Genomic DNA, 17,195 nt, shown 5'->3' with positions numbered 1-17,195 from the left:
GTGATGCTGATAATCTGTTGACTAGCAGTCTGACTCCACAAGCACCCACACGAATTGCTTGATTCAGTTGTTAAAGAGCGGTTGGTCAAGAGCTTTTCGTCTCAACCGAGGCGCGCATTCTACAGCACCTTTTTCAAAAAGCAACCTTAAAAGTTTCTGTTTTTACTTAATAAAATCAGCCACTTAAGCCAGACCAGCAGCAAACTGCTCGTCAGCGGGAGGCGAATAATACAGCATTAAAATACGCGGTCAACCCCCAACTAAAAATTCTTCTCCTTCCAGCGCACCCATTGCAGTTTTCATCCTGGCACACATTCATATACGGATACCGACGTTAATTCCCCAGGCTCGTTCGGGTGTGAAGCAAGCCTGCTGTCGACTCACGACCCGCCGTCAACGAGTCTCACCCTGTGGCAATCAGAGGGGCCAAGTTTTTGACCGTTTGATGAACGAACATCAAGCGGCATCAGAGGCTGGCCGGACTCGTTATCCAGCAGCACAGAACGCGTCTCGTCCGGCTTGAACAGGAAACGTTCGCCCCACTGCCTCAAACTGACCACAACCGGAAAGATCTCCCGTCCTTTTTCCGTCAGCACGTACTCTTTATAGGCGCTGCCATCTGATGCCGGTCTGACATCGAATACCCCAACTTCAACCAGGGTTTTAAGTCGCGATGCCAGAATATTCTTGGCTACGCCCAGGCTCTTTTGAAATTCGCTGAAGCGGCGAATGTCGTCAAAGGCGTCGCGGATGATCATCAGTGACCAGCGATCACCAATGGCCTCAAGTGTTCTTGCTACCGGGCATTCGCTGCTTTGCGGTGAAGTGTCTCCGACCATCTTTTTGACCTTCCGGAATTTCGATTTGCCAAGCCTGCCCACCGGCCCGGCAGAATGCGGTTGCAATTTGAAACAAGACTCGACAACAATCGATCAGGTTTTGAATTGAAACCAGTTTAGCGCCACGGAGGCGTACATGACAGCAGATGCCGACTCAACTACCAAACGTTTCTCCAGCCAGCCTTCGGCATTGCCTCCTGCAGACATTGAAAAAAGTGGCTGGGCTGAGCGATCTCCGGGGCTTTCTCCGTCGCTCACGGTGTTGTTTTCTTTCACCTGCGCGCTTGCGGTAGCCAACGTTTATTTCGCACAACCATTACTCGATTCAATGGCTCAGAGTCTGGGTGTAGCCTCATCAACGATCGGGGTTGTGGTGACTGCGACTCAGGCTGGATACGCGCTGGGGTTGCTGTTCATCGTCCCTCTCGGCGATCTGGTCAACCGTAAGCGGCTGGTTCTGATTCAAGTACTGCTGTCTGCCATTGCGCTGGCGGTAGTCGGCGCATCACAGCAATGGCTGGCCCTGCTGGGGGCCATGATCGTGATGGGCTTGCTGGCAGTGGTCGTTCAGGTGCTCGTGGCATACGCCGCAGTGCTGGCAACACCATCACAACGCGGGCAGGCCGTGGGGACGGTAACCAGTGGCATTGTCCTGGGCATTCTACTGGCGCGGTTTACCTCTGGCCTGATAGCGGACATTGCGGGCTGGCGCGCCGTTTACTTCGTGTCCTCGGCAATGATGCTGACCCTCGCGGTGGTGTTGTGGAGAGTGGTTCCTGTCACAGCGCCGCCAAGGCATCAAGACACCTATCCGGTGCTCGTGGGTTCGCTCTTCAAACTATTCATCACCGAGCGCACGCTGCGCGTCAGGGGCCTGCTGGCCCTGCTGATCTTTGCCGCTTTTTCCGTGCTGTGGACATCCATGGTGCTGCCATTGAGCGCCCCGCCGCTGTCGCTTTCACACACAGCCATCGGCCTGTTTGGCCTGGCCGGCGTCGCCGGTGCGCTTGCTGCCAGAAGAGCCGGTCGCTGGGCCGATCAAGGCCTGGGGCAACGAGTGACCGGTATTTCGCTGGGGCTCCTGACGTTGTCCTGGTTGCCCATCACGTTTGCCGAGACATCCTTGCTCGCGCTGGTCTGCGGCGTAGTGCTGCTCGACTTCGCGGTGCAGGCAGTACACGTCACCAACCAGAGCATCATTTTCGCTGCACGACCCGATGCCCAAAGTCGCATGGTCGGAGCCTATATGTGCTTCTACTCGGTTGGCAGCGCACTGGGCGCCGCCGCCGCGACCCAGGTGTATGCGCTATGGGGCTGGATGGCAGTCAGCCTGCTGGGCGCCTCGATCAGCGCAAGTGCCCTGGTCCTGTGGTTTCTCACGCGTCATTGTTCAACGGCCAATAAAGGAAGATCAACATGAGAGTCAGGTATCGCAAACAACCCCACCGTCCTCCAGATTGCAAGGCATGTCATCCACTGCTCTGTCCTGATCTGTTCACCCAGGACCACTGCAACCCTCAATACCGGTTCAACATAACCCGGCAAACCAGACAGGCTGATGGCAGCAGCTTGCCTGCGCTCAAATGGCCCATGGAGGCGAAGGGATAAACTTTGACTCGATCCATTGTTTGAACGCGACAACCACGGCACCGGGAAATTTGGCCGATGGCCTGACCAGATAGACCCCACCTGCGGCATCCAGTTGCCAGTCAGGAAGCACATGCAATAGTTTCCCGGTAGCAATATCACGACTCATCAACCAGTCGCCTGCCCCCAGGATTCCCGCATCGGCGCGGGCCGCGGCAAGTAATGATTCGCTGTCATTGGCAGTCAGGTTTCCTTTAGGGGAAACCGCTTGAAGTTCGTTGCCGCGATAGAGTCGCCACTGGGGAAAAGACGCAAGACCGCTGAATCGAAGGCAATTGTGCTTGATCAAATCCTGTGGCGTTTCGGGCATGCCGTGCTTTTTGATGTAGGCAGGCGAGGCGCACAGAATCCGGCGATGGTCGCTGAGCTTCCTGGCGATCAACCTGTTGTCTTCCAGTTCTCCAATCCGGATGGCAGCGTCAAAACCTTCATCAATGATGTCGACCAGACGCTCGCTATAGTCGGCAAGGATCGAGACCTGCGGATAAGCCGCAAGAAACTCCGGCAGCATAGGGCCAAGCCAAAGCCGCCCCATGGCTGCTGGCAATGCAAGTCGCAAAGCACCGCGAATTTCGCTGGCACCCTCGGCCGCCTGTTGCTGCGCTTCATTCATCGAGTCGATGGCTGAGCGAAGACGCTGCTCCAGCCTGGCACCGACTTCAGTGATTCGCACCTGCCGGGTCGAGCGCTCCACGAGCCGAACGCCAAGGCGCTTTTCCATTGCCGCGAGCCGCTTTGAGACGACTGTCGGGTGTCGCTGCAATAGCCGGCCGGCACCGACAAACGAGCCTTGCGAGGCCACGGCCAGAAACGCAGCGATTTCGTCACTGTGCTGATTGTTCAGAACATCAGGATTCATGGTTTTAGAATGATCGCCCCCGAAGAACGCCCCGACTCCAGATCGGCATGTGCCAATGCTGCATCGGCCAGCGAGTAGCTGGCCCGGATCCGGGGCTTGATAATACCCGCGCCTATCGCAGCCAAAACATCCTGTGCACGCGCCTGATACTCAGCGACACTCGCCGTATGGGCTGCCAATGAAGGGCGCGTCAGGAACAGCGAGCCTTTGGCGTTGAGTGTCGACAGCTCCACGGCTGACGGCGCACCGGATGAAGCGCCGAACGATACCATCAGGCCACGGGGTCGCAAGCTGTCCAGGGATGCCTGGAAAGAAACACGCCCTATCGGGTCATAGACGACGTCGACCTTTTTCCCGTTGGTGATACGTGCGACATCCGATGCCAGGCTGTCAGCATCAAACACCAGGACGTCATCGCAGCCCGACGCTCTGGCTTTTTCGACACTGGCCTGCTTTGAAACCACACCAATCACAGTGGCACCCAGGTGCCTGGCCCACGGCACCATGATCTCCCCCAGCCCTCCAGCCACACCGTAGAGGAGAATGGTTGTGCCCTGCCCTACGGGATAGGTGGCTTTCAAAAGGTACTGCGCAGTGATGCCCTTGAACATGACAGCTGCGGCATCATCGAACGACAGTGCATCCGGAATTTTGACCAGCCGTTGCGCCGGATAAAGCCGGGCCGAAGCATACGAGCCAATAGGGCCGGTGGCATAGGCGACGCGATCCCCGACTTGCACATTGCTGACACCGGCACCTACAACGGCGACACGCCCGGCGCCTTCCAGCCCCAGCCCGGATGGCAACGCAATGGGCACCGCTCCCTTACGCTGGGTGACGTCGAGGAAGTTGACACCAATGGCTTCTTGCTCAAGCCAGACCTCGCCGGGTCCTGGCGATTGTTCGCGCAGTGTCTCCAGGTTCAGTACTTCAGGATTGCCGCACTGGCTAAACCGGATCGCAGATACCATTGTCATTTCCCCTTCAGTCAGAAGCTGACTTCACATAGATGCCACTAGTGTGAGAACTGACCTTCCAATGAACAAGACGGGTTGCGTGCAGATCATTAGTGCACAGATTGCAGCAATAAAATCACAGATACCACGGGTCATTGCGTGGAGCAATGCGGGTCGTAGCGATTCTGCAGACGCCAAAAGTTGAATGCATAATCGTTTGCAGCCCTTCGCGACAGGCCGCAGTTGGTCAAAAGCGGCCGAAAACGTCGCAGCCAAAAAGCCGCTAGCTGAAGAACCCCATGCCAATGGCGACTGACTGAACATGACTCATGTATTCATTACAGAGAACCAAACTCAGTCCAAGGCGCCATGCATCACTTCTCTTAACGCGTCCACCAAAGCGGAAGCGGCAGGTTGTAATGCAGTACCTGCCAGACGAGAAATACCGATCTGTTCCAAAACCAGAGGTTCGAAAGCAGGAAGACGAACAAGACTACTACTGTGCGCCGGATCGAGAACAACCGACTGCGGCAATATCCCAAGAAGGTCCGTCTGTTTCAACAACCAAAGTATATTGAAAAAGGACACCGTCTCGATAGTTGCACTCGGCGGGTCAACATTCTCCCGATAAAATATACAGTCGAACTGTTTCCGCAAGGTAGTCTCTACTGGTGGAAGAATCCATGCTTCGCGCGCAAGCTCTTCAAGTTGTACCTTTGATTGCCGAGCGAGAGGATGTTCCCGCCGCGCAACAACGATAGCATTCTCGCTAAAAAGAGCCTCCTGAGAGACAGCAACACTTGAGACAACATCGGAAAGCCGCCCAATCAGGAAGTCCAGCTCTCCCGAGATAAGTCGAGGAATCAGTTCGCCGCTCACGCCCTCGACAATCTTGATGCTGACACTTGGCCGCTTTTTCCAAAGTCGTGCAATTGCCGCAGGCACGAGATAACTGGATCCGGTTAACACACTGCCTATGGCAACACGTCCAGCATGCCCCTTGCCAAGAGCATCAATAGCCTGGGAAACATGGTCTAGCTGGGCAAGAACCATACGGCTGCGTTCTACAAAGGCCCGACCAAGCTCTGTCGGTGTAACGCCTCGACGGTTCCGTATGTAGAGCTGGGCCCCCACTGCCTCCTCGAGGTCTTGTAACAACTTGCTGGCCGTTGGCTGTGAGAGGTGAAGCGAGCGCGCTGCATGCACGACACTGCCATATTCGAACAGGGCTATAGCCAGGCGAAAATGTCTGACCGTCGCCCATCTTTCCAGTCTGTCCAAACCCATGTGATATTCCAATAATCGATACCACACCCACTATATTCTAGATTTACGAATACCATAACCCCCCCTAGAATATGGCCAAGCGAACAGTCTTCATACGTAAACGATTGATTAATGCCCCCCCAAAACCCCGGAGTGATATAGAACATCACCAGCAACAGGAACTGCTTTTGTTGCCGCGCCGAAGTGACAACACTCAACCAGACTTTAAATCTAAAACCCGAAAGAAAGCACTTGAACCTTGCTGACTGCTACTTTTAGCTTTGTTTAATTTCTCCCCTCTTCAACACAACCGGAGCAAATACCATATGAGTGCTAAAAACCTCGAAGCCGTTAAAAATTACTTCAAATACTGCGTAGACGGAAAAGATGCCGAGCGAGTTTCCGAATACTTTGACACCAATGTAATTGTGCACCGACCGGACTGCGACGCACCGATCCATGGCCTGGATAACTTCAAGAAAGCATTGAGCACAAATGTTCTCGGCAGATATCAAACAATCAATACTACGTTCACCAAGGAAATCGTCACCGACGACGTTGTGGTAGTCGCATTGACGCATTTCGCCACCGGATCAAATACGTGGCATGGCTTTAACGTAGAAGGCAAGAGCCTGAGTTGGACAGCCCTTACATATTTCCGTTTTAATGAAGAAGGTAAGGTTGTCGAAGAAATCGTAGAACGAAACGAACTGTTCATGGCAAAACAACTTGGGATCATCAGTTACGACTGACGCTTGCCGAGGCCACCAGGTAGCCATCCCCCATTGCAGCGAGCGTTTGCTCATATTGCGGCCCTCCACGACAGGCCGCAATCACCCAAAGGCCGAGCATCGGTCGCCTTCAGCCGGTTTTACACGTCAGCCACGCGCCCCAGAAAAGGCTGCTAAAGAAGCGCGTGGTTTCTGCGAATCCGCTGTCGTGCAACAGCTTGTGGACCGCCGCTTCGGAATGTGGGGGATCGGCGCCTTGCAGAATTTTTCCTAGCTTGATCTTCACTTCATCCGGGCTGGCTCCCTGCTGGCGCCACCGGTGCCCCCAGGCCTCGAGCAATAGCGGTTGGCTGGCATAGGCATAGTGATTTCCCGCCACAATCAGTGGGGCACCGGGTTTCAGGCGAGCACGAACCGATTGTAGAAGTTCTCGCTTGGCGTCATCGCCCGGCAGATGATGGAGCACACCGATCAAGGTGGCCGCGTCGAATGACTCGTCGGCCGGCAAGTCGTCAACATGCCCAAGATGCACGTCCGTTCTTTCCAGCAGGTCGTTTGCCTGTAACTGCTGTGTCGCGGCTTCCAACATCGGCCCGGAAGGATCGACGGCCATGAAGCGCCAATTCGGCTCCAGCGCGGCTATCGCAATAATTTCCCGGGCCGTACCACCCGCGCCAACGACCAGTACTTTTGCCAAAGCCGTGCTGCCCAGGCTTGCCGCCAGCATGCACGCGGCCAGATCGTGGCAGGCGTCATACCCGGCCAACGCGATACGGCTCTGTTTTGCGTACTCGTTGGCCCGGGAGGTATCAAACTTTTCAGCTGATTGGGTAGAGGATGATTTCAAGGCGATTCTCCATGTCCTCAAATCAAGCTACGCCACACAAACAGATAATTAAAATTCATTAATTTTATTCAATACATTCCAACAAGGAATACAAACCACGCATCCTGTTGTCGATTTCGCAGTATCTGTTTCGACTATCTATCAGGGATATGATCTCAAGGGATCGCAAACGCCCCTGTACAAACATTTTCACCCGGATGAATCAGGAGAAGAGCATGCGCACACTTACCGTTGCCGCGTTCGTCAGTCTGGACGGCGTCATGCAGGCGCCCGGCGGGCCTGAAGAGGATCTCGCTGACGGATTCCGATTCGGTGGCTGGATAGTGCCCTACGCCGACAAAACCACCGGCCAGGCCGTACAGGACCTGTTCTCACAGCCATTCGAATTGCTACTGGGGCGTCGCACCTACGACATCTTCGCCTCCTATTGGCCGCGCATTCAGCCCGACTCAACCAATCGAACCCTTGCAGACCTGTTCAACGGCGTCCCCAAGCATGTGGCCACGCACCGTGCCGAGTCGCTGGACTGGCAGAACAGTCATGCGCTGGAGGGCAACCTGGTCGACGCGATCAGCGCGCTCAAGCGTCAGGACGGTCCCCGGCTGTTGACACAAGGCAGCGGCGATCTGGTGCGCCAGCTGCTTGCCGCCGGCCTGGTGGACGAATTGCGGCTGATGATTCACCCGATCCTGCTGGGGCGCGGCAAGCGCCTGTTCGGCGACAACGCCCAAGCGTCGGCCTTCACCTTGCTGAACTCGACCAGCTCGCCCGGGGGCGTGCTGATCGCCCGTTACATTCGCAGCGGCGAGGTGCGAACAGGCTCGTTCGAGGGCGTCAGGCAGCAATAGCCAGCGCCCCTGGCATCGGCTCAAAACCGTGCGCCCGCCTCGACACCAACGGCCCGGCTGAAATTAAGCTTGAGCTAAGGTTGCCCCTTTAGTCTTCGACGCTTTTGAGTCGTCGAGCATTTCGAAGATGGGTAGTGTCGATACAAGCGCCAAACCGCCGTTCAGCATCGTTCTGGTTAATTACAAAACCCTTGATTTGACCAGGATCTGCCTGGACCTCTTGCGCGAGCCTGTACGAAAAGCCGGAATTGCCGTCTGGGTAGTGGATAACGATTCGGCGGACGCCAGCGTCGAGTATTTGCGCTCACTCGACTGGATCAACCTGATCGAACGGGATGCCCCCACCAAAGAGCCGGGCCACATCGCCCATGGCAAGGCACTGGACATGGCACTGGCCAGGATCGATACCGACTATCTGTTCCTGATGCACACCGACACGTTCGTCTTCGATGCCAATGTCTTTGCGATGATGATGGAGCACTGCACAAAGGATCGAAACATCGCAGCGGTCGGTTGCACGGAGCAACTCAACCGCGGACTGCCAAGGACCGCGTGGCGTTTCAGTTCACGCCTGTGCAAACACCATTACCGACGCCTGAAGCAATCGCTGGGCCTGCGATCAAAAGACCCGAAACCCTACCGGGAAACCCACTTGAAAAGCTTTTGCACGCTATGGAATTGCAGGCTGATGAAACAGCAGGGTCTGCATTTTCAGATCGATGATCGGGTGCCCGGCTATGAGCTACAGGATCGTGTGATCGGGCTTGGCTACAAAGTCGTGTTTCTTTCGCCCGGCAAGATATTCAAGTACCTGGACCATGTCCAGGCCGGCACCGTCGCCGCCGCTGGCGGATATGGCCAGGATCACCGACGGACCAAAATGTACCAGGACATTCTCAAGCGCTTCAGCGCGGACAACAGCTCGATGTCTTGAACGAATCTCGCATACCCGACTACAAAAAAGCCCACTGACCGTCGCCGGTTCAGTGGGCTTTTTTGCATCAGGCTCACTGGCTCATGATGAACGTCGCCAGGCTTTTCAGGTCGTCCGAGCTCAACTGCGCGAATGGCGGCATGGGCACATCTCCCCACTTTCCGCTGCCGCCGTGCTGAATGCTGGACATGACCCGGGCCAGTGCCTGCGGGTCATTGGCATATTTGACTGCCACATCGTGATAGGCCGGTCCGACGACCTTGTGGTCGACCGCATGACAGGACAGGCAGGCGTTGTCCTTGAGCAAGGCCGAGGCGACTTTCGCTACAGAGACCGTCGGTGGCTGATCCGCCGGGAGGTTCGAGGCCGCCTGAACATCGGCATCGCTCGCCTGGGCACTGCCGTAGGTCACCGCCAGGTAGGCACCGATGACATTCACCTCCTGGTCGCTGATCGGAGCACCGTACACGTGCTGCATCTTGCCCGCTTCGGCGGTCCACTGCGCCAGGCTCATGCCAGGCGGCTGGAAGTTGATGTAATCGGCCGAGTGGCAGATGGAACACTTCTGCCGGGCCAATGAGTAGCCCGGCAGTGTACTGGGCTTGAGCGCCGCGGTTTCGGGCGGCAACGTGATCGAAAGTGGTGCTGCCCCAGCCATGCTGGCCAGACCGACCTGAGCCGCGCACAGCAAGGCGGTCATGAATTTCATGGGTTTCATGCGGCCCTCCTCAGGCGACGGTCACGTGGCTGGTTTCGACGACGTGGCGGCGGTAGCCACCGGGGTTCCAGTCGGCTTGCAGCGGTTGCGTCTCGCCGGCACTGTTGCTGGCCCGCACCATCAACTGAGTGGCGCCCTTGCTGGTAAAAGTGATCGGCAGAGTCCACTCACGAAAGGAGAAGCGGCCAAGGTCCTGCCCGAGGGTGGACTCGCGCCAGGTTTTTCCGCCGTCGATCGACACCTCTACCTTGTTGACCCCGGCACCACCGTCGAACGCGATGCCCTTGAGTACCACGTTTTTGTTCAGCGGCAATACATCGCCGTGCTTGACGCTGGTGATGAAACTGCGCACCGGCAATTTTGAAATCGGCTGGGTTTTCGCCGGCGTAGTGCCGGGAGCAACGCAGAAGCAGTCGTTATCCGGAACCCGATAACCCTTGGCCATGAAGAAACCGTCGTAGGTATGGTCGAGGACTTCGATCTCGCTCAGGTGCTTGACCCAGTACGTACCGAAATAACCTGGCACCACCAGGCGTATCGGATAACCGTTGAGAAATGGCAGGTCGGTGCCATTCATCGACCAGGCGATCATCGGCTCGCCGTCCATGGCATGGCTGATGTCCAGCGCCTTGATGAACTCCGGCGTGCTCGGCAGCACCGGTTTATCGAGCCCACGGAAAGTCACTTGCCGGGCCTCGGCCTTCACGCCGGCCTTTTCCAGCACCGCCTTGAGCGGTACCCCCAGCCATCGCGCATTGCCCATGGAGCCATTGCCCAACTGAGCGCCGAACACGCGCGGCATCGAGAAGCCACGGCTGTTACCCGAACACTGATTGACGGCCACTACTTCTACCGGCTCGGCGAGGGCCTTGAGCTCGGCAAGGGAAAGCGATAGCGGCGTGTCGACCGAGCCCTTGATCGTCAGGCGGTAGCTGTCCGGATCGATGCTGGTCGGGAAATTGGCCAGGTGGTAACGCACGAAAAAGGCGTCATTGGGCGTGATCGGCCCTTCGTTGAAGACAGAGAACGGCGTCTCCAGATGCGGTGGACGCGTGGTCACCAGGGTCAACGGCCGCTTTTGCGGGTATTGCACCAGCGGTCGTGGGCCAGCGGCAAAGGTCACATCCTCGGAGGATTCACTGGCGGCCCCGCTTTCCTCGGCTGCCCTGGCGAGGTTGGCCAACGGCGATGCCGCCAAAGCCAAGGTGAAAGCATCGCGCAAAACCCGCCGGCGGCTCGGCTGGCTGCTGTCTACAAAACTGAACTTCATTGCACGCTCTCCTTGATTGTTTTATCGAGATGCAACTGACAGTCCCTCGTCAGGATGAAGAGGCATCAGCCTTGATGTGCCAGTGCGGGTTCTCTTTATTGTTCGATGTCGATAAACAAACCAGTATCGTCAGGTGCACATGGGTTGCTTCGCATTAAACGTCAGGGACTTGGCAATTGATGACAGGGGCCGCCGAAACGTGCGGCATTGAGAGGCACCATCTCAGTGGCTTTTTTCACATTAGCCTAAAAACTGCCCTCGCCTGCTACCGCCAAGGCAATCGTCTGTTGAATCCCCAGCGCCAAATTGCATTCAAGGCCAGAGAGGATAAACGCCAGATTGTAGGAGCGAGCTTGCTCCGGGCGGCGTTCCGACGATGGTCGTCAACGATAACGCGGGCCGCCTGAATGCCCGCGGTGTCCTGGCATTTTTCGCGAGCAGGCTCGCTCCTACAGGGGGAACGCGTTCAATTGCGATCAGGCCGGCCAGTAGGCCGCCTCGCTTTGGCTTTTGATCTGCTTGCCCCCTCGAGAGGCCGAGTGCAGGTTCTGTGCAGTGGGCAACCCGGCATGGATGCCGGGTTAGCCGCGTACGGCCATGGATGGCCGATCGCGGCGGGCCCACGGAGCAGGACCGGAGCGAGGGCATGCCGAGCCTTGGCGAGGCACCGAACGTCAGGGGCAAGAGCCCTTGGTTACTTGGGGCTTTTCCAAGTGACCCGCTGTAAAAGCGGAACCATAAGCCGCCGTTGCTGCAGAACCGGATATGTACACAAAAACAACGTCGCCAGACACAAAGCCTTCGTGAGCAGGCTCGCTCCCGCAATGGGACTTCATACATCCACAAAATCAGCCGGGTTCGCGATCAATTGAAAAACCGCTAAAAAAGCCCACTGACCGTCGTCGATTCAGTGGGCTTTTTCACATCAACCTAAAAAGGCTCTCGCCTGCTACTGCGGATCTACCTGATCCAGCACGCGGCTCACCGATAACTCCGCCAAGGCAATCATCTGTTGAATCCCCAATGCCAAATTGCATTTAGGGCCGGAGAGGATAAACGCCAATTCGCTGGCCATTACACTGGCCGAGGCAAGGGTTTCACAGGCGTGAACCAAGAGGGTTTCATTGTTGACGTTGGGGGCGATGGTGAAGATGGGATTGGGACGGCGCTCGGCCATTTTTGCCTTGCGAGATGAAGACTCGGAGTCTATCTGCACGTCCGTATCAGGGGGATTCGGAGTTGGTTTTATCATTGTGAAGCTCCTATGAGGTGAGCCCCTCCCCATCCGCTACCACGCAAAATAGGGAGACGACTGTGCACAGGGTGGTAGACCGGTCATAGGAACCCGGCAGGCCGTAGCCTCCCATGCACAGCCGCCACAAAGCAGCCAGCATAAAAAAACGCCATGAGGCGTTCTGGGTCTATGAAGAAACCGGGCTACCACACCCGTTCGCTGAATTGGCAGCGACGGGCGAAGGTTAGCGAGGTGGGTTGTGAAGTGCAACCCTAGTTATCGGGTAAAGACGAATAGCCTAGCACCTCACTGAAATCAAAAATTGATCCGAACCTGCTCTTTAGACAGTAATTTTAAAGGTCCATCATTCGAACTAGCGTTGGACGGATATTTGTCTACAATCAATTCGGCAACCTCCGGAAGCCCAAAAAAATCGACTAAAGGATAATCAAAATGGCTGATTGCAGGATAACCTGTATCACCTTGTCAGATTCGAGTAGATTTCACGAACGAATTATTCAGGTTGGTAATGGTTCTGTACCTTGGTTTCTTTCTACCTCTGACACAGTAAGACGCATAGAAACTGGTACAGATACATTCTACGTTATGGACACGAATGGTCGACGCGCAAATGTCGGTGTTGTAAAGCCCACTAACGGAACACCTTACTTGAGAACCTACGCTGATGGAATCTGGACCGACAACCTACTAAGCCTAGTTAGCTGCTGATAAAAATCAGCACTGAACAAAATCCGCAAAAACTTACTGCAGGAGTTCGTATGACCCCTAACTCTCGAGCTTGTGTCGCTTACACAACAGCCTGCTTATCTGGCAATGCCGCCTCATCTGTGTACGACTACTCACAATCTAGATACATAAACATTAGTGGCACCATCAATCAAACCACCATCAACATTTACGACCACGACAGGAACTGCTATATAACTGGAACTTCAAGCAGCCTTTATGATTACGGCAACAGCGCACACATCCAGCTCAGCCTTAATGGATCACAATTTACAGGTTACGACTATCACACCAGCAGCCACTTTAATGGCAGTATAAATGGGCGTTCAGTATCAATTTACGATTACGAAACCTCAACCTACTACAATTACAGCATTTAAATATCCAGCATAAAAAACAAAATCAAAAGTACGAAACAACGTTTATCATCAGCCTTCGCACCAATTGATATTTCTCGCAAGCACTCTTCACAGACACCAAATATAAAAAAGCCCACTGACCATTGCCGGTTCAGTGGGCTTTTTTTGATTGGGCGGTCTAGTTACAGAGCCATATCACTCGCAGCATTAGCCTTCGGCGCTTTCGCATCCGTGTCGACAGTCACTGGCTTCACAGCCGGCGCGATCACCGGTGGCGGAGTCAGTTCCAGCACCTTGGCGGTGTAGGCCCACTCTTCAGCGACTTTCTCAGGGCTGGCGTTCAGCTGGGTGCCGTAGCTCGGCACGATCTGGTGCAGTTTTGCCTGCCACTCAGGGGTCGCGACCTTGTCCTTGAACACTTTCTGCAGCACGGTCAGCATGATCGGTGCGGCGGTCGAAGCGCCTGGGGAGGCGCCCAGCAGGCCGGCGATGCTGCCGTCTTGCGAAGCGACGATCTCTGTGCCCAGTTTCAGCACGCCACCGGCGGCTTCGTCACGCTTGATGATCTGCACGCGCTGGCCGGCTTGCCACAGGCGCCAGTCTTCGGCCTTGGCGTTCGGGAAATATTCTTTCAGGGCGTTCATGCGGTCTTCGTCAGACAGCATCAGCTGGCCTGCAAGGTACTCGACCAGCGGGTATTCCTTGATGCCGACCTTGGTCATTGGCCACACGTTGTGCGTGGTCGTGGTGGTCAGCAGGTCCAGGTACGAACCTTCCTTGAGAAACTTGGTGCTGAAGGTCGCGAATGGGCCAAACAGAATCACGCGCTTGCCATCCAGCACGCGGGTGTCCAGGTGCGGAACCGACATCGGCGGTGCGCCTACCGAAGCCTTGCCGTAGGCCTTGGCCAGGTGTTGCTCGGCGATGGTCGGGTTCTCGGTCACCAGGAACGAGCCACCAACCGGGAAGCCTGCGTATTCCTTGGCTTCAGGAATGCCGGACTTCTGCAGCAAGTGCAGGGCACCGCCGCCGGCGCCGATGAACACGAATTTCGCGTCGGTTTCGGTCTTGCTGCCGTCTTTCAGGTTCTTGTAGCTGACGCGCCAGCTGCCGTCTTCGTTTTTGCTGATGTCCTGCACTTCGCTGGACAGCTTCAAGTCGAACTTCGGCGTGGTTTGCAGGTGTGCAACGAACTGGCGGGTGATTTCGCCGAAGTTCACGTCGGTGCCGATCGGGCTCCAGGTGGCCGCGATTTTCTGGTTCGGGTCACGCCCTTCCATCATCAGCGGTACCCACTGCTTGATCACAGCCGGGTCCTCGGAGTACTGCATGCCGGCGAACAACGGGCTCGCCTGCAGGGCCTCGTAGCGTTTTTTCAGGAACTTGATGTTGTCATCGCCCCACACGAAGCTCATGTGCGGAGTGGAGTTGATGAACGAACGCGGGTTCTTCAGCACGCCTTGCTGAACCTGCCAGGCCCAGAACTGGCGGGAGATCTGGAACGCTTCGTTGATTTCAACGGCCTTCGGGATCGAGACCTTGCCGTTCTCGTCTTCCGGGGTGTAATTCAGCTCGGCCAGGGCGGAGTGACCGGTACCGGCGTTGTTCCAGCCGTTGGAGCTTTCCTGAGCGACACCGTCGAGGCGCTCGACCATTTCCATCGACATGCCGGGTTCCAGCTCATTGAGCCACACACCCAGGGTCGCGCTCATGATGCCGCCACCAATCAGCAGCACATCGACCTTCTTTGCCTCTTGCGCGTGGCCGGAAGTCATCCCCATCGACAACGCCAGCCCCAGCAGGGCCGTGTTCACTTTCTTAAACATCTGTAGCACCTATGATAAAACGCCATCCGCCCTTCCATCCTCACGCGCACAGCCCCATGTTTCACGGCAGTCACGGGTGCGGCACTCAAGGATTGCAGGGTGGGCACACAAGGCCGACGAACCGCATCGACCCCAGTTTTAATGTCCCTTCTGAACTGACTTTTTATCTTTATTGGCTTCAGCTACTTGAGCGACAGTGATTCCGTCTGCATGTCTCGAGGACACGCCAACTGAACAGGTCAAACCAAGTGGGCGCGAAGAATATCACGACAAGGCTTACCCGCGCGTCTGTTCCCGACCGGTAAGTCCGGGCCCGGGCGCCCGGCCTTCTATACTCACCCTGTTTTTCTTCATGAGTATGTGAAGAACAGCCATGAGCGACAAGAACAGCCATGAGCGATAGGAGCAGTCATGAGCGACAAAGACGATCTGCGCAAGTACTCCTCTCAAGTGATCGACGGCGTGGAAGCCGCCCCCGCACGCGCCATGCTGCGGGCCGTGGGTTTTACCGATGCAGACTTCAGCAAGCCGCAGGTCGGCATCGCCTCGACCTGGGCCATGGTCACGCCCTGCAACATGCACATCGACAAGCTGGCGCTCGAAGCCGAAAAAGGCGCGAACGCCGCGGGTGCCAAGGGTGTGATCTTCAATACCATCACCATTTCCGACGGCATCGCCAACGGCACCGAAGGCATGAAGTATTCGCTGGTGTCGCGCGAGGTGATTGCCGACTCCATTGAAGTGGTCACCGGTTGCGAGGGTTTCGACGGACTGGTGACCATCGGCGGCTGCGACAAGAACATGCCGGGGTGCCTGATCGGCATGGCGCGGCTCAATCGCCCGTCGATCTTTGTCTATGGCGGCACCATCCAGCCGGGGGCCGGCCATACCGACATCATTTCCGTGTTCGAGGCCGTCGGCCAGCAAGCGCGGGGCGACATCAACGAGATTCAGGTCAAGCAGATCGAGGAAGTGGCAATTCCCGGTCCCGGTTCCTGTGGCGGCATGTACACCGCCAACACCATGGCCTCGGCCATCGAGGCATTGGGCATGAGCCTGCCCGGTTCCAGCTCCCAGGACGCCATCGGCACCGACAAGGCATCGGACAGTTTCCGCGCCGGCCAGCAGGTCATGGAGTTGCTCAAGCTCGACCTCAAACCCCGCGACATCATGACCCGCAAAGCCTTCGAGAATGCCATCCGCGTGGTGATCGCCCTCGCCGGCTCGACCAACGCCGTGCTGCATTTGTTGGCCATGGCCAATGCGGTGGATGTCGAACTGACCCTGGATGACTTCGTCGAACTGGGCAAGATTTCCCCGGTGGTCGCCGACCTTCGTCCCAGTGGCAAATACATGATGAGCGAACTGGTGGCCATCGGCGGTATTCAACCGCTGATGAAGCGCATGCTCGATGCCGGCATGCTGCACGGCGATGTGCTGACCGTCACCGGCCAGACCCTGGCGGAAAACCTGGCAAACGTACCCGATTACCCAGCCGGCCAGGACGTGATCCGGCCTTTCGACCAGCCGATCAAAAAGGATTCCCATCTGGTCATTCTGCGCGGCAATCTCTCGCCCAACGGCGCCGTGGCCAAGATCACCGGCAAGGAAGGCCTGCGCTTTGAAGGCACGGCCCGGGTCTATCACGGCGAAGAAGGTGCGCTGGCCGGCATCCTCAATGGCGAGGTGCAGCCCGGGGAAGTGATCGTGATCCGCTACGAAGGCCCCAAGGGTGGGCCGGGCATGCGCGAAATGCTCTCGCCGACGTCGGCGGTCATGGGCAAGGGCCTCGGCAAGGATGTGGCGCTGATCACCGACGGGCGTTTTTCCGGTGGCTCCCACGGTTTCGTGGTCGGTCACATCACGCCGGAAGCGTTCGAAGGCGGGCCGATTGCACTGGTCGAAAATGGCGACAGGATCATCATCGATGCTGAAACCCGGCAGATTACCGTGGACGTCTCCGAGGCTGTGCTGGCCGAGCGCAAGTCGCGTTGGGTGCGGCCGCCGTCCAAGTACAAACGCGGGGTGCTGGCCAAGTATGCGAAGACGGTGTCCAGTGCTTCGGAGGGGGCTGTGACGGACAAATACCTGTAGCCCGTTATTTTGCGTTGTAT

General features: G+C 56.6%; 16 protein-coding genes. 7 read left to right on the top strand and 9 right to left on the bottom strand.

The annotated features are described in order from the left end of the window. Positions 1-380: 380 nt before the first annotated feature. Complete coding sequence (locus CAF65_RS25925; protein WP_085718838.1) at positions 381-839, bottom strand: helix-turn-helix domain-containing protein; 459 nt, start codon at positions 837-839, stop codon at positions 381-383. 136 nt (positions 840-975) lie between these two features. Here CAF65_RS25925 and CAF65_RS25920 point away from each other — a divergent pair, with 136 nt between their 5' ends. After that, the gene (locus tag CAF65_RS25920) at positions 976-2,259 is read left to right on the top strand and encodes an MFS transporter (RefSeq protein ID WP_085718837.1); all 1,284 of its coding nucleotides are present in this window, start codon (positions 976-978) and stop codon (positions 2,257-2,259) included. Positions 2,260-2,418: 159 nt separating this feature from the next. Here the strand turns inward: CAF65_RS25920 and CAF65_RS25915 are convergent, their stop codons facing one another. From CAF65_RS25915 to CAF65_RS25905, 3 genes are all read right to left on the bottom strand, one after another. Beyond that, positions 2,419-3,345: a LysR family transcriptional regulator gene (locus CAF65_RS25915; protein WP_085718836.1), complete on the bottom strand. Its 927-nt coding sequence runs from the start codon at positions 3,343-3,345 to the stop codon at positions 2,419-2,421. Next, entirely contained in the window at positions 3,342-4,316 is a 975-nt protein-coding gene (locus CAF65_RS25910) for a quinone oxidoreductase (RefSeq protein WP_085718839.1), read from the bottom strand. The genes CAF65_RS25915 and CAF65_RS25910 overlap by 4 nt, the downstream gene beginning before the upstream one ends. Before the next feature lie 339 nt (positions 4,317-4,655). Continuing rightward, positions 4,656-5,588, bottom strand: a complete 933-nt coding sequence (locus CAF65_RS25905) for a LysR family transcriptional regulator (RefSeq protein ID WP_085718835.1) — start codon at positions 5,586-5,588, stop codon at positions 4,656-4,658. Positions 5,589-5,893: 305 nt separating this feature from the next. Here CAF65_RS25905 and CAF65_RS25900 point away from each other — a divergent pair, with 305 nt between their 5' ends. Then, positions 5,894-6,319, top strand: a complete 426-nt coding sequence (locus tag CAF65_RS25900; protein WP_085718834.1) for an ester cyclase — start codon at positions 5,894-5,896, stop codon at positions 6,317-6,319. 109 nt (positions 6,320-6,428) lie between these two features. Here CAF65_RS25900 and CAF65_RS25895 read toward each other — a convergent pair whose 3' ends face one another. After that, entirely contained in the window at positions 6,429-7,145 is a 717-nt protein-coding gene (locus tag CAF65_RS25895) for a class I SAM-dependent methyltransferase (protein ID WP_085718833.1), read from the bottom strand. Positions 7,146-7,360: 215 nt separating this feature from the next. Between CAF65_RS25895 and CAF65_RS25890 the strand changes: the two genes are divergently transcribed. Both CAF65_RS25890 and CAF65_RS25885 read left to right on the top strand, forming a co-directional pair. Then, positions 7,361-7,993 (top strand): dihydrofolate reductase family protein, encoded by a 633-nt coding sequence (locus CAF65_RS25890; RefSeq protein ID WP_085718832.1) that lies wholly within the window; start codon positions 7,361-7,363, stop codon positions 7,991-7,993. Between the two features lie 127 nt (positions 7,994-8,120). Beyond that, positions 8,121-8,927 (top strand): glycosyltransferase family 2 protein, encoded by an 807-nt coding sequence (locus CAF65_RS25885; protein ID WP_085718831.1) that lies wholly within the window; start codon positions 8,121-8,123, stop codon positions 8,925-8,927. A gap of 73 nt (positions 8,928-9,000) precedes the next feature. Here the strand turns inward: CAF65_RS25885 and CAF65_RS25880 are convergent, their stop codons facing one another. From CAF65_RS25880 to CAF65_RS25870, 3 genes are all read right to left on the bottom strand, one after another. After that, positions 9,001-9,645: a c-type cytochrome gene (locus tag CAF65_RS25880; protein ID WP_085718830.1), complete on the bottom strand. Its 645-nt coding sequence runs from the start codon at positions 9,643-9,645 to the stop codon at positions 9,001-9,003. 10 nt (positions 9,646-9,655) lie between these two features. Then, the gene (locus tag CAF65_RS25875; protein ID WP_085718829.1) at positions 9,656-10,915 is read right to left on the bottom strand and encodes a molybdopterin-dependent oxidoreductase; all 1,260 of its coding nucleotides are present in this window, start codon (positions 10,913-10,915) and stop codon (positions 9,656-9,658) included. 949 nt (positions 10,916-11,864) lie between these two features. Then, the gene (locus CAF65_RS25870) at positions 11,865-12,167 is read right to left on the bottom strand and encodes a DUF6124 family protein (RefSeq protein ID WP_085718828.1); all 303 of its coding nucleotides are present in this window, start codon (positions 12,165-12,167) and stop codon (positions 11,865-11,867) included. A gap of 435 nt (positions 12,168-12,602) precedes the next feature. On the opposite strand from CAF65_RS25870, the gene CAF65_RS29155 reads away from it, so the two are divergent. Both CAF65_RS29155 and CAF65_RS25860 read left to right on the top strand, forming a co-directional pair. Beyond that, positions 12,603-12,878, top strand: coding sequence for a DUF3892 domain-containing protein (locus tag CAF65_RS29155; RefSeq protein WP_085718827.1), 276 nt, complete (start codon positions 12,603-12,605; stop codon positions 12,876-12,878). A 50-nt stretch (positions 12,879-12,928) separates the two neighbouring features. Next, entirely contained in the window at positions 12,929-13,276 is a 348-nt protein-coding gene (locus CAF65_RS25860) for a hypothetical protein (RefSeq protein WP_085718826.1), read from the top strand. A gap of 161 nt (positions 13,277-13,437) precedes the next feature. On the opposite strand, the gene mqo is transcribed toward CAF65_RS25860, so the two are convergent. Continuing rightward, positions 13,438-15,081, bottom strand: a complete 1,644-nt coding sequence (gene mqo / locus CAF65_RS25855; protein ID WP_085718825.1) for a malate dehydrogenase (quinone) — start codon at positions 15,079-15,081, stop codon at positions 13,438-13,440. 411 nt (positions 15,082-15,492) lie between these two features. On the opposite strand from mqo, the gene ilvD reads away from it, so the two are divergent. Further along, complete coding sequence (ilvD, locus tag CAF65_RS25850) at positions 15,493-17,175, top strand: dihydroxy-acid dehydratase (RefSeq protein WP_085718824.1); 1,683 nt, start codon at positions 15,493-15,495, stop codon at positions 17,173-17,175. Positions 17,176-17,195 lie beyond the last annotated feature (20 nt).

The sequence above is a fragment of the Pseudomonas sp. B28(2017) genome (assembly GCF_002113025.1).
Classification (GTDB): domain Bacteria; phylum Pseudomonadota; class Gammaproteobacteria; order Pseudomonadales; family Pseudomonadaceae; genus Aquipseudomonas.
The sequence above is the reverse complement of the archived record's forward strand: the minus strand, read 5'-3'. Positions and strand labels throughout refer to the sequence as shown.